Annotated in this window: 15 protein-coding genes; 7 read left to right on the top strand and 8 right to left on the bottom strand. The window is 44.8% G+C overall.

Annotated elements, in window-relative coordinates; genetic code table 11:
- On the top strand, positions 1 to 713 hold a 713-nt coding region (locus HMPREF0623_RS06805), incomplete at its 5' end, for an ATP-binding cassette domain-containing protein (protein ID WP_004166456.1).
- Positions 706 to 1464 carry a hypothetical protein gene (locus HMPREF0623_RS06800; RefSeq protein WP_004166455.1) on the top strand — a complete coding sequence of 253 codons (759 nt, stop codon included), beginning with the start codon at positions 706 to 708 and terminating at the stop codon, positions 1462 to 1464. The genes HMPREF0623_RS06805 and HMPREF0623_RS06800, both read left to right, overlap by 8 nt.
- A gap of 96 nt (positions 1465 to 1560) precedes the next feature.
- Here the strand turns inward: HMPREF0623_RS06800 and HMPREF0623_RS06795 are convergent, their stop codons facing one another.
- The 3 genes from HMPREF0623_RS06795 to HMPREF0623_RS06785 are packed head-to-tail and all read right to left on the bottom strand — an operon-like array spanning position 1561 to position 3746.
- Positions 1561 to 2433: an aldo/keto reductase gene (locus HMPREF0623_RS06795; RefSeq protein ID WP_004166454.1), complete on the bottom strand. Its 873-nt coding sequence runs from the start codon at positions 2431 to 2433 to the stop codon at positions 1561 to 1563.
- Positions 2434 to 2446: 13 nt separating this feature from the next.
- Positions 2447 to 3196 carry an SDR family oxidoreductase gene (locus HMPREF0623_RS06790; RefSeq protein WP_004166453.1) on the bottom strand — a complete coding sequence of 250 codons (750 nt, stop codon included), beginning with the start codon at positions 3194 to 3196 and terminating at the stop codon, positions 2447 to 2449.
- 13 nt (positions 3197 to 3209) lie between these two features.
- A complete protein-coding gene (locus HMPREF0623_RS06785) occupies positions 3210 to 3746 on the bottom strand; it encodes a DapH/DapD/GlmU-related protein (RefSeq protein WP_002829265.1) in 537 nt (178 codons plus the stop codon).
- 124 nt (positions 3747 to 3870) lie between these two features.
- Here HMPREF0623_RS06785 and HMPREF0623_RS06780 point away from each other — a divergent pair, with 124 nt between their 5' ends.
- Positions 3871 to 4758, top strand: coding sequence for a LysR family transcriptional regulator (locus tag HMPREF0623_RS06780; protein ID WP_002829266.1), 888 nt, complete (start codon positions 3871 to 3873; stop codon positions 4756 to 4758).
- 54 nt (positions 4759 to 4812) lie between these two features.
- A complete protein-coding gene (locus tag HMPREF0623_RS06775; protein WP_002830799.1) occupies positions 4813 to 5043 on the top strand; it encodes a hypothetical protein in 231 nt (76 codons plus the stop codon).
- Between the two features lie 317 nt (positions 5044 to 5360).
- Here HMPREF0623_RS06775 and HMPREF0623_RS06770 read toward each other — a convergent pair whose 3' ends face one another.
- The 5 genes from HMPREF0623_RS06770 to HMPREF0623_RS06750 form a co-directional block, all read right to left on the bottom strand.
- On the bottom strand, positions 5361 to 5930 hold the full coding sequence (locus tag HMPREF0623_RS06770; protein WP_002829267.1) for a cadmium resistance transporter: 570 nt from the start codon (positions 5928 to 5930) through the stop codon (positions 5361 to 5363).
- Positions 5931 to 6004: 74 nt separating this feature from the next.
- Positions 6005 to 6436 (bottom strand): universal stress protein, encoded by a 432-nt coding sequence (locus tag HMPREF0623_RS06765; protein WP_002829269.1) that lies wholly within the window; start codon positions 6434 to 6436, stop codon positions 6005 to 6007.
- On the bottom strand, positions 6436 to 8028 hold the full coding sequence (locus HMPREF0623_RS06760; RefSeq protein ID WP_002829270.1) for an Nramp family divalent metal transporter: 1593 nt from the start codon (positions 8026 to 8028) through the stop codon (positions 6436 to 6438). The genes HMPREF0623_RS06765 and HMPREF0623_RS06760 overlap by 1 nt, the downstream gene beginning before the upstream one ends.
- 147 nt (positions 8029 to 8175) lie before the next feature.
- A complete protein-coding gene (locus tag HMPREF0623_RS06755; protein WP_036671375.1) occupies positions 8176 to 8856 on the bottom strand; it encodes a VIT1/CCC1 transporter family protein in 681 nt (226 codons plus the stop codon).
- Between the two features lie 14 nt (positions 8857 to 8870).
- A complete protein-coding gene (locus tag HMPREF0623_RS06750) occupies positions 8871 to 9560 on the bottom strand; it encodes a VIT1/CCC1 transporter family protein (protein WP_002829272.1) in 690 nt (229 codons plus the stop codon).
- Positions 9561 to 9956: 396 nt separating this feature from the next.
- Between HMPREF0623_RS06750 and HMPREF0623_RS06745 the strand changes: the two genes are divergently transcribed.
- The 3 genes from HMPREF0623_RS06745 to HMPREF0623_RS06735 all read left to right on the top strand — a co-directional run bounded on the left by HMPREF0623_RS06745 (position 9957) and on the right by HMPREF0623_RS06735 (position 12872).
- On the top strand, positions 9957 to 10484 hold the full coding sequence (locus HMPREF0623_RS06745; protein WP_002829273.1) for a CvpA family protein: 528 nt from the start codon (positions 9957 to 9959) through the stop codon (positions 10482 to 10484).
- A 17-nt stretch (positions 10485 to 10501) separates the two neighbouring features.
- The gene (locus HMPREF0623_RS06740) at positions 10502 to 10735 is read left to right on the top strand and encodes a hypothetical protein (protein WP_002829274.1); all 234 of its coding nucleotides are present in this window, start codon (positions 10502 to 10504) and stop codon (positions 10733 to 10735) included.
- Positions 10736 to 11081: 346 nt separating this feature from the next.
- Positions 11082 to 12872 carry a glycerophosphoryl diester phosphodiesterase membrane domain-containing protein gene (locus HMPREF0623_RS06735; protein ID WP_002830797.1) on the top strand — a complete coding sequence of 597 codons (1791 nt, stop codon included), beginning with the start codon at positions 11082 to 11084 and terminating at the stop codon, positions 12870 to 12872.
- Positions 12873 to 12920: the final 48 nt, after the last annotated feature.

Raw genomic sequence — 12920 nt, 5'->3', positions numbered from 1 at the left:
TGGAAAATCTACTGAACATTAAAAACTTAAGCTACCAACGTAACCTGCATTCAATCTTAAAAGACCTCAATCTCGAACTTCCTCAAGGCGAAATTGTGGGATTGCTTGGCGCTAACGGGGCGGGGAAAACCACCCTGATGCGCTTAATTGCCGGTAGTTACATCCCTCGCCAAGGTTCCATCATGATTAACGGTAATGCTCAGGTAGTAATTCGTAAAAAATCTGTCAGTTTTACCGAACAGGTTAGCAGCCTTTCAAACAACCAAAGGTTATTTAAAATTGCGGAATTTTACCAACAAATCTATCCCGATTTTGATTTATCCCGTTTTAACCATTTGTTAGACACCCTCAATTTAAAACTAGACGCCCGACTTAACCAGTTATCCAAAGGGAACCAGCGTAAATTTGTAATTGCCATCACCCTCGCACGCCAAACCGACCTATATTTGCTGGACGAGCCGTTTGACGGAATTGATGGAATGAGTCGTAAAAAAATTATTAGTAGCATCATCGGCTGGAAACCAGAAAATGCCACAATAATCATTAGCGATCACCACGTTTCCGACATCGCCAACCTACTTGACGAAGTCGTCATCGTGCGAGACCAACGCGTGATTGCCCAAGAACGGGCCGATACAATTCGCGAGACGCTCGGTAAGGATATTGAGTCCTACTACGAAGATTTCTACAAGGAGGATGTCGAATATGACTAAATTTTTTGATTTATCCAAGGCACTGTTCCAAGAAAAATTCCGCCTTGCTAACCAAGTACTAGGATTCAGCGCATTAGCTGCGGTCGTCATTACGCTGTACGAAATGGTCCGCATAGCCGCAGCCCCTGGCGCACTCTTTGCTACCTTTGAATCCGTTTTGGGATTAGCTAGTATGCTTCTTTACATTTTATTAACCGTTCGTAACGAACGCGTCTACACTGCTAGTACATACCGATTAATCCCGGTTTCGAATGGAAAATTATACTGGGCAAATCTGATCACTACTTTCCTTAGTTTTGCCTACTTTGGATTATGCATTGTCATCTTTGCGTTGATTTTTCACTGGCACATGACGATTAAAGCCTTTGTAGATGGTTTTTCAGGTTCAACCTTTATGCTAACCGTTTCAATCATTCTGACCCTTATCTTCGCAGTACTAAACTTCTGGGCCCTGATTACTTTAGTTCATCTACTCACCGAGATGATTAGTAATTTCTTGCCAAGGGCTGGCCAACGGATTTCAAAAATTATCTTGGTAGTCGTCATTTTGTATATTTTTGGACGCATCGTGGAGTTAATAAGCAACGTACTTATACTGATTGCCCAACATCATACTGCTTTGCTTAACGCTAATGCCGACCTTCAATTTTACTTGAGCCCAGTCTACGTGCTAATAACTTTGCTGATTTTTTCTGCAATCAACATCTACTTGCTATCTAGTTGGGTTGAAGCTAAACCGAAGAATAACTAGTTTGGTAATTTAAATTTTCTCAATAAATAGCGGGGTTCAGAAATTCATTACGAATTTCTGAACCCCGCTGTTTTTTATCATATTATATGGTAGTTTTTAACCCTTCATCTTACCGCCAAATACTGGGAAGATGTCGGCATCTCCGTAATCCATTCCGTGCATTTGCTTTAAGGTTGCCATATCAGCGTCACTAATTTCAAAATCTAGCTCTGCGTTAGCACGCATATGGTCTGGATTAGCGGTCTTTGGTAAAACAACCAATCCTAATTGCCATGCGTAGCGAATTGATAATTGCGGTACGCTAACCTTGTACTTGTCGGCCATTTGTTTAATGGCTTCGTTATGCATTGCGGCACCATGAGCAATTGGCGAGAAGGCTTCAACCACAATGTCGTTAGCTTGTGAGTAATTAATTAATTCTTCTGGGGTCGCACCAATGTGAGTCAAAATTTGGTTAACCATTGGTTTGGTATCACTGTGCGCCATAAGGTTATCAAGATCTTCCTTTTCAAAACTGGAAACCCCGATTGCTCGTAACTTGCCTGCATGCATGGCATCCTCTAGAGCACGCCAAACTTCCACATTGCCCGCAAAATGGCGGTCGTTAGATTGGTTAACTTCGACCCATGGTTGCGGATTATGAATAATCATCATGTCCAAGTAGTCTAACTTCATTTTCGCTAAGGTTTCGTCAATCGACTTCTTCGCGCCTTCGTAGTCTTTAATTTCTGCAGCCACTTTCGAGTTCACGAAAAGGTCTTCGCGTTTTATGCCAGCGGTTCGAACACCTTCACCAACCCCGCGTTCGTTACCATATGCTTGTGCGGTATCAATGTGCCGGTAGCCGATTTTAACGGCTTGCCGCACCGCTTCGGCAACCTGATCATCCGGAATTTCCCAAGTACCTAGTGCTAGCTTGGGAATCTTTACTCCATTATTTAACGTAAAACTTTCTTCAAAAATATTCATTTCAAAATTCCTCCTAAATTTCTTGACCCGTAGGCCGAATTACCATTTCATTAACCGCCATATTCTTAGGCGTGTCAATCACAAAGGCTACTGCTTGGGCGATTTCTTCTGGTTCCAATGCCATCATTTCCGCACCCGGCTGTTTTTGAGCCGCCTTTAAACTTTCACGAACTTCTTGATTATTAATTGAATCAAACAATTCTGTTTTTACCGATCCCGGAGCAATTACGGTCGTCTTAATACCATTTTGGCGTTCTTCTTCACGTAAGCCTTCCATGATTGCGCGTACCGCAAATTTGGTTCCTGAATATGCCGCATAACCCGGCAACACTTCGTAACCTAGTACTGAAGAGGTCGAAATTACGTGACCGAATTTTTGCTTGCGCATCACTGGTAAAGCAGCCGCGATTCCGTTAAGAACACCCTTAACATTGATATCGAGCATTTGTTGCCATTCTTGGTGAGCAAGCTCACTCAAATTGTTAACCGGCATGATCCCGGCATTGTTAAAAAGTACGTCAACCCGGCCAAATTTTGCCACAGTATGATCAATTACTGATTGTACTGCAGCCATGTCGGTTACGTCAGCTTCCACGGTTTCGATTAAGGCCTCTGGATATGCTGATTTAATTTCTTCCAATCGTGCTAGTCGCCGCGCAGCTAGGGTTAGTTTAGCGCCGCGTTCTGCTAAAAGCCGGGCAGTTGCCGCGCCAATTCCACTTGAAGCTCCCATAATCACTACTACTTTATCTTGCAAACTCATCTCAAAATTCCTCCTAATCCTTAATCTTCTTGATTATGCGGGCAGGTACTCCCGCTACTACGGTATTTTTCGGTACATTTCGGGTTACCACGGCACCCGCGGCCACCACTGCGTTTTCGCCAATTACTACCCCGGGAGTCACCGTCACGTTAGCCCCTAGCCAGGCATTTTGGTGAATGTATACCGACTTCAGGTTCAAATGCCGTCGTTCCTGCGGTTCCATCCGGTGGTTAACCGAAGCGATGGTTACGTTAGGCCCAATTAAAACGTGGTCGCCCAAGTAAATTCCGCCTAGGTCAACAAACATGGCCCCGCTATTAATGAAAACATCTTTTCCAATATGAAGGTTCCGGCCAAAATCCGTGCGAAATGGTAACCGAATTTCGGTGCTGTCGTCAATTCGTTCGTTAGTGATTTGACTGACCAGCTGACGGATTTCAGCAACCGAATGCTCCTGAGTATTTAACTGTTGTAAAAGTCGTTGATTAGTTTTTACTACTTCGTCAACTTGACTATAAGCGGCGGTACCTAAATCCAATTTAGATTCCAAATGCTCATCCCCTTGCTACTCAAATAACTGATTGACTATAGTTTAGCGGGGTTTTATAGTAATGTTAAATACTTATTAAACATGATTTTTGATAACATTTTATTATAGTTAGGAGCTAACCATCATGGATATTCGCGTATTACGCTACTTCGTCACCATCGCTCAAGAGTTAAACATGTCCCGGGCTGCCGAGTTACTCAACGTTTCCCAACCCGCGCTTTCACGACAAATTGCTGACTTGGAAGACGAACTCGGGGTTAAACTTTTTCGCCGGGAGCACCGCCATTTGGCCTTAACTCAGGAAGGTCACTATCTTCTGGGCCGTGCCCAACAGATTGTGGGGTTGGTTAATAAGACTACCTATCACCTCCAAAAACAAGATGTGATCAGTGGCACGATTGAAATCGGCGCCGGGGAAAGCAGTGGAATCACACCCCTTATGGAAACTCTCCACCAAATCATGCGCCAATATCCGGAAGTTCGGGTGAATTTGCGGAGTGGCGATTATGAGGACATTTTAGCCGGGCTAGATGCCGGGCTTTTGGAATTCGGCGTTCTCATGGGCTATCATAACCTCAATAATTACAACACCCTCCAGCTTCCCGAAGAAAATCGGTGGGGAGTGCTAATGCGAGCGGATGCCCAACTTGCTGAAAAGGACGTGATCCAGCCAATCGACTTGGTTGGCCGTCCGCTAATCACCTCTCGACAAGCTGCCCAAAGGGGGACTTTTCAGATTTGGAGTGGAGACCTTTTTGACCAGCTTAATTTTGTCGGCACTTATAACCTTATTTTTAATGGTAGTTTATTAGTGAAAACGGGCGCTGTCATAGCCCTCACCTACGATAAACTAATCGATAACTACACCACTAAAAATGGTCTAGTTTTTCGGCCACTGGCACCCGAGATTACAGAACCTAACACTCTGGTGTGGAGTAAAAATCACCAGTTACCTAACTTAAATCGCCTATTCTTAGATACTTTGCAAAAAGAAATTGCTAATAATGATTAGCAGCTTGCGCCATTAACCTTTAATAGTGTTAAGCTAGAGGCGGAGGCGAGGTTTATGGTTCAAATTAATTGTCGTACCAACGTTGCTAACCAAGTTGTACGGGCTTCCGATCATTCAGCCTGCTTGGTCACCGCGAAACCAGATTCAGAAAATAAATTCTATTTTCATTTTTATGGTAACTACCACCCAAGTTTTGCCGTGACCCGGACTGCCCAGCAAGATCACCTACAAGTTCGCACTGACGGGGTTACCCGCCGGGAAACTTTCCAAGTTAACTTTGTTTAATTTGGGTAGTCATCCAGATCTTGTGCAGTCACCACAGGCTCCAAAATCTTCGCTATTCGCGATAATAGCGGGGATTTTTGTCTTCCTTAGAAACTAAAAAAAACGATTCAATACGAATCGTTTTTAGCCGGAATTATTTTTTCAAAACATATTAAATATCCTACTTAAAATTGTAGCAAGTCATCAAATGATTGTGTTATACTCTAGATGCAATCATGTGGCAAGCATAGAATCACCAAGACCCCGACTAGTGTCAGTAGTCGGGGTCTTTTTTTGCGCTATGCGGGTGTATCATTCGATTTTACTTTCCTTATCAATTATCCAACCAACCGGATTAAATGGGCCACTAAGCCGCTGTCCCAAAAAACGTACAGCCCGATCAACACGTAGCAAACCTTCATAAGTTTCTCGCCATATTTTTCCATCACTTGGCTGACGAGCGAATTTTTGCTAAGTAAATTAATCACGAGGACGGCCACCGCGCTCAATCCCAAGATTAATAACAGGGCAACGAAAAATTCAGCAAGCTGGGCGTGCATTAAAACTGGCAAAAAGATTGCCAGGTTGCATCCCGTGCACACGGAAAGGTAGGTCACCAAAACCGTCCCGACCGCCGAAGCACCGGACTGGGTCGCGTTAACTTCGTCATCGTCATCCTTAATTGCTAGGTAAATCGGCAAGAACCCGAGCACTCCCAGTAACCATTCCGGCAAAAAAGCGGAGAGGGTTTGGCCAATTAAATAACTCGCCGTCACCAACAGCAACGTGCCCAGCAAATAACCACTTAAGACCGCGGATAGCCTATATTTGCGAACCAAAAACAACAGCATAAAAAAGAAATCTAAATTGACGCTAAGAAAAGTTAGTCCAATAATCACAAAATTCACTTTGCTCCCCCGTTCATAAAAAAGAGGACGGTGCCAATTGGTTTGCCGTCCTCCTAGGTTTATTAAAGATTAAACTACCGCACTACCGTTACCGTAATCGGAGCATATTTTGCCATGTATGCGGCTTGACTCCCAAAACGACGGGCAATGCCCTTTTTCGATTCCGCGCCAACTACCAACAAATCTGGTTTAACCGCGGGAATTACTTCTTCAACGATTGTCTCACCGGGATCGCCTTCCGTCACCACGCAACGGACATTGGTAACGCCAGCATCTTGCGCCTGCTTTTGGTAGGTCAAAATGTGTTGTTCCAATTCAGCTCGTTCCCCATGAATGTAGTCCTTGTCGAGGGCTTGGAACACATTCATTTCGTCGTTTTCCAGCACCGAAACAATCACCAATTCGCGGTTCGCATCTTTCGCTAAATTAATTGCGTAGTCAAGAGCCAACAAAGCGTCTTTAGAGTCGTCCACTCCAACTAAAATTCTTTTCACATCGAAGGCCATTATGCCGCCTCCTTTGCGTTAGCTTTTTCTGCAAGTTCAATTTCGTAACGTTTATTTCCCTTGTACAATTCAATTACCGTCCACGCCAGTAGGGCCAAAACCGCCACAATTAACACGTAGGCAATGTCGTGAGCCATGCTAATTTCCGCTGCACTGGCATTTTCGCCGAAGAAGGCCGCGATTGAATCTGGTAATCCAGTTAGGTTCAAGTAAGTTAAGAAGATTACCGAAATCCAGCCTAAAATTCGGACAATCCAGCTGTTTTTAAACCGGTCGCCCATTTCCACGCGACTATCGGTCATCATCAGCAACGGTACCATCGAGAATGGTAACGCGAAGGCCAAGAAGACCTGCGAATTGTTCATCAAGTTATTGAGGGCTTCGTGTTCTTGAATGCTGCCCTTCCCACTAGTTAACATTACACAAATTAATACTGGCACTACCGAGATCAGCCGGGTAATCAAGCGCCGTGCCCATAACGGCATCCGCATGTGCACGAAACCTTCCATGATTACTTGTCCGGTCAACGTTCCGGTAATGGTAGAATTTTGACCCGAAGCCAAGAGGGCTACCGCAAAGAGGGTCGATAGAATTCCGGTCTTAGCGACCCCAATCAAAATTCCGTTACTTAACGTCGAAGTGTCGTTTAGCGCGTGGAACAGCCCGAAGAAGGACGGGTCTTGCACGGCGCCGGTCTTAAATACGGCCACACCCATTACCAACAACAGTGCGTTAACCACGAAGGCAAACGATAACTGAATGTTGGAATCCCAAGTGGAAAACCGCACGGTGCGTGCTACGTCTTCTTCATCATCGTGGTTGATCTTCCGAGTTTGCGAAACTGCCGAATGCAAGTACAAATTATGGGGCATTACGGTAGCTCCGATGATTCCTAGCGAACCGCTCAACGGGGTCATGCCGCCCACCGTTGGGGTTGTCGCAAATGCCTTGGTCGTTGGAATCAATCCGCCAAATACCGCGCCCCAGCTCGGATTTGAAAGGGCTACTTGGTAGACGAAGACGACCAAAATTACCATGATTAAACAAACCACGATGGCTTCAATTTTCCGGAAACCGATCTTGGTTAACAATAATAGCAATAATACGTCAAATACGGTAATGAATACCGCCACCACTAGCGGAATATGGAATAACAAATAAAGCGCGATTGCCGCCCCGATAACTTCTGCGATATCGGTCGCCATGATCGCCAACTCCGTTAATATCCACAAGACGATTCCCAGTGCTCTACTAGTCCGCGCCCGAATTGCTTGGGCGAGGTCCATCTGACTCACAATTCCCAGTTTAGCCGCCATGTATTGTAACAACATCGCGATTAAACTCGAAATCAAGATAATCGACATTAACATGTACTGGAAGTTTTGCCCCCCAGTGATTGATGTTGACCAATTACCAGGGTCCATATAACCTACCGCAACTAATGCGCCTGGCCCCGAATACATAAACAAAGTTTTCCAAAAACCAATATTTTTAGGAACCTTAACCGTCCCGTTGATTTCCTCCAACGAACGGCCGTTTGCGTACGAAATTAATTTTCGCCGCTTCTTAGGGTTCTTGATCTCGTTACTCATTTTAAATTCCTTCCTTTTCTCAATCTTGAACCACAGACATCATATCATATTCGATTTGTTTGACAACCCCGCAAAATGCCTTTAGACGGGCATTTATTAGCTAGGTTCACTTTAGCAATCGAGTTTGGAAGCGTTTTTGAAGTTTTATTAAAATAATTTTCCAATGTAGTAATGGATGAACATCGTAATGATTCCGACGATCACGTTGCGGATGACCGCTTTCTTGGGCAAACCGTTTCCCAATTCAGAACTTAAGAAGCCGGTTAACGCTACGGAAATCACCGTCGCAATGATAGTTGCCTGCATTTTAAAATCACTTGGCGCCAGCGTCATCGCCACTAAGGGAAAGACCCCGCCTAACGCGGCAGAAAATAATGACGAAATTGCGGCGCCCCACGGAGTTAGGTACTCGTCCAAATCCATGTCGTAACGAACATCAACTGCCGTTTTTAACGGTGCGGTATCCATTAGTGATCGAGCAATTTGGTGCGCGGTCTCTTCCGTAACCCCTTTTTCCACGTAAAAATTCGCCACCAATTCATATTCGGCTTCCGGGTCAGCTTTTAACCGGAGCTTCTCTTCCCCTACGGCCGCTTTTTCAGTATCGCGCTGGGAACTTACCGAAGCATATTCGCCCGCCGACATCGAAAAGGCGCATGACAAAAGGTCGGACAAGCCGGCAATAAAGATGATGAACGGGTTGGTAGTCGCCGCAACCACACTAAAAAGAACCCCGACTACCGTTAAAATTCCGTCGTTGGCACCCAATACGCCGGCCCGTAGCATATTTAATTTGTTATCCATACTCATTTTAGTTTTCTTTTTCATGATCATTCATCCCCTTACCGCGCGAAAAGTGAGCCAATCAGGTAGGTCGCGCCCATCGTTAATAGTCCGGCAATCACGTTGCGGACAACCGCCCGCCGTCGCACTGCTTTGCCGATCGCCGCCGCGGCGTAACCGGTAATAGCGAGGGCAACCACTACGGAAACGACGGTTAGCGGCACCCGAATACTATGTTTAGCAAAGGTAATCGTCAGTAGTGGTAATAACGAACCCAACGAAAAGGCGATCATGGAAGCAATCGCCGCTTGGTAAGGGCTGGTAAAGTTATGCATATCAAAACCGTAACGTTCGCGCACGGTCGTTAGTAGCGCATCTTTTTCCATCATTTCCCGGGCCGCTTTTTGAGCTAAGTCCTCAGGAATGCCAGTTTTTGCGTACTTTTCGGCAACAAAATCAAGTTCCTTTTGGTAGTCATCTTCAAGTGCTTGCCGTTGGTGGTTAACCGCGTTTTCCTGCGAATCCTTTTGAGAATTTACAGAAACGTATTCGCCCATCGCCATGGAAACCGTTCCGGCTAACATTCCCGAAATTCCGGAAATAAAAATTGCAAAGCTATTGGTTGTCGCCCCCGCAACTCCCAACACAATTCCGGCTACCGATAGGATCCCGTCGTTGGCACCCATTACACTGGCCCGAATTACGTTAATTTTTTGTGCTAACGTATTTTGCTTCGCCTTTTTACTCATCCAATTTCTCCCCATTCCGTTCCCTAATTTAGAATCATTTTAAATTACTTATCAATTTTACTTCTTCACTAACAGATTTGTAAAGACGCTTTTCTCAAGAAGCCGATATTAGAGCAAGCATTGCCGAAATCCGCTATTTCACAAGGTCTTTAAGTTAAATTTGAACTTCATTTTTAACTTAAATTGAACTTCAAACAGGTTAATTGAACTTGAATAGCAACGTTTTTTCCTCTATAGTGGTTATTTATATAAGGTGTCTCATCTGCTGAACACCCAGTTTTCCTCGTCAATATTGAACACTCACTAACGAGTAATGACGTTAGGAACTCTAATATCTGTGTCTGACTAACCCCAATTATGGTTAGTTAACCAATTAAATTCAACAAGGAGCTTTTAATGCTACTATCGTTAATTTTAATCTTAATCTTGATTTCGGCCTTTTTTTCTGGCTACCGGCGCGGACTAGTTGCCGAAATCATTTATCTAGTGGGTTATTTAATTGTGTTTGCGGCAGCCAAAAACTTCACCGCGCCCTTTGCCGAATTTCTCTCCCGTACTTTTGGGAACGGGAACCACGACCCCTTGACTAATTTAACCACGATGAACGCAGTTTCCTTCATCTTTTTGATGCTTGTGGGCTGGATTGCGATTCGCTTAATCGTCCGGTTTTCACAAATGATTACCTGGTTACCCATCATTCATCAAGTCAACGGCTTGGCAGGCGCCGTCGCTGGATTCGTAATCAGTTACCTGATCACCTTCATTGTTTTAAGCATTAGTCAGTTCGTGCCCAATGATTTTTATCAAGAACAACTGTCCCAATCAATTGTCGCGCAATCGATTTTGGCAAAGACGCCGGCGATTTCTTCCAAGGTAATTAACAATTACATTCTGGATACGCCACAGACGCGTGACGTACTTTAAATTAAGGAGTTACGAATATGGACCTCACGATTATTAAAAAATACATCGCCACTTACCTATCCTCACCGACCACCCGTTTGACTACGGTCAACACCCCGCGAGTAGGAATCAAAGTGGTTAAGGGCGATGAGGAAACTTTCTTCTACCCTAATCCGGAGGATAAAAACGCCTTCTTCGAAGAGTTCGATGAGCACCGTTACCTTCACCAATATGATGCAGCGAAGAAAGCATTTACTACGCAAGAACTATAAAATTTAATCCATTCGATACGAGAGTGGGACGAAAGTTGGGTAGTTTGCGAGCATTAACCAAAAATTGACCATTATGCCAAATTCAGGCGTAATGGTCAATTTTTGGTTAAGCGGAACAAACTGGCTTTTGATACACGTTTAGGCACCATTGAAGGCAAAATACCTAGCGACCTTAGTAGCCGAAAATCCGTGGCTTAGCTTAAACAACGCCGAGGCCTTAATTAACAAAAGGCCGTCAACCGCGTAAACCACCTGCCTTTTCGCCGTTTGCTACCCTCCTGGCGTTTTAAATACCGCACTTTCTCTGCTAGAATAACAAGAAGAACAGTTATCTAGGAGGCCCTTTATGGCGAGCATCACCAAAACGTATCGTTTTATTTTTAAACATTTACTTAGCTATCTCAGCCTATTCATTACCAGTATCGTGGTGATTTACGCGGGCATTATCCCGCTTTTCACCTTGATTGGCAGCATCATGTTGCGTTTGGCGGGGGTGCGCTACCTTTCCAACACCAATTTCGTTGAGGTGGTCACCAACCATCCGTTTTTGGACATCGGTTGCCTACTCCTGATTCTCGCCGTGATCGTCGCCATTTACTGGCAGGTGACCTTCTTATTTCTAGGCATTATGCAGATTAACCAAGGTAAAAAATTAGCCTTAAATTCGCTAATCACCCTTTCTTTCCAACGGGTGCGGCACACTTTTGGCCGTGCGGTCGGTTACTTATTAATTTATTGTTTAATTATTCTGCCGTTTGGGGGGCTGGGCATCTCGACTCCGCTATTGAACAAAGTGCGAGTGCCCGACTTCATTATTAACTATTTTCTATACGAAAATCGGCCCCTGCTTTTAGTGCTGATTTTACTTTACTTAGTTACCTTTTACTTAGGGATTCGGTTCTTCTTGGCCCTTCCGCTGATTATCCTGGGACGCAGTACGGGCCGCCAAGCCGTCCAGAAAAGCTGGCGGTTAACCAAATTGAACTTCAAAACCATTGTTAAGCAACTGGGATTGTTAATCGTGGTCAACGTCGGTCTGTCAATTTTGGGACAGGCGCTTATTTTAGCGCTTCAGGCTCTGGCTGACCATCATCTTCCGGCTTCCTGGGACTATTGGGCAGCCTCCATCAACCTGCTCTTGATTGAGCTGGTACTCCTGTTAATGAGCATCGCCTTAGGAACTGGTTCACTGATGATCATGGCTGACCAGCTCAAAAATCAAGCTAGCTTCGTTATCAGTAGTCGGAAGCTCAGTAATCAGCTCCAACGACTTAGTTATCAATCAGGCAAACATTGGTGGTTTAAGGCCTTGGCGGGGGTTTTGTTCTTGGGGATCCTCGGCTTTAACGCCCTTTATCTGAACGGCTTTTTCACTTCCACGCCGTTAACCATTTCTCACCGCGGAGTTAACGCGAAAAATGGGGTGCAAAACACCATTCCAGCGCTAATTAACACCAGCCGGTTGCATCCCGATTTCATTGAAATGGACCTGCATGAAACTAAGGACCACCAGTTTGTGGTAATGCATGACGAGAACTTGAAACAATTGACCGGCGTTAATAAACGGCCGCATGACTTGACGCTTCGGCAAATTACCCGCTTAACTGCCCGGGAAAACGGGACTTCCGCGAAGGTTGCCAGTTTTGACGACTACTTAGCAACCGCCGAACGTTTGCACCAGCGCTTACTAGTGGAACTTAAGACTACGAAACGGGATTCTTCCAATTCCATTACCACCTTTAATAAGCGCTACGGTAAACGCCTGGTGGCCAACCACGACGAGGTCCACAGCCTAGATTACGATGCCGTCGAAAAGTTAAAAACCTTGAACCCTAAGCTCCAAGTTGGCTACATCCTGCCATTTAACTTTATCGGCGTGCCGCAATCTAAAGCCGATTTTTATACGATGGAGCATTCCACCTTGAATAACTCCTTCTTAATTACCGCCCAGCTCACCGGTCGCAAAGTTTACGCTTGGACGGTTAACGACCGCGACGTCATGGCCAAACTGACCTTCATGGGCGTTAACGGGATTATTACTGATAATTTAGAAACCCTTCAGCGCACGATTCAACAACTTAATCACCACCCGAACTACGTTAGTCGACTGCTGAACTTCACGGTTGAATTAGGTTAAATAAAAAAGGTTGAGGAAAAATTCCTCAACCTTTTTTGTTCTAGTCGT

The sequence above is a fragment of the Pediococcus acidilactici DSM 20284 genome (assembly GCF_000146325.1).
GTDB classification, from domain to species: Bacteria; Bacillota; Bacilli; order Lactobacillales; family Lactobacillaceae; genus Pediococcus; species Pediococcus acidilactici.
The sequence above is the reverse complement of the archived record's forward strand: the minus strand, read 5'-3'. Positions and strand labels throughout refer to the sequence as shown.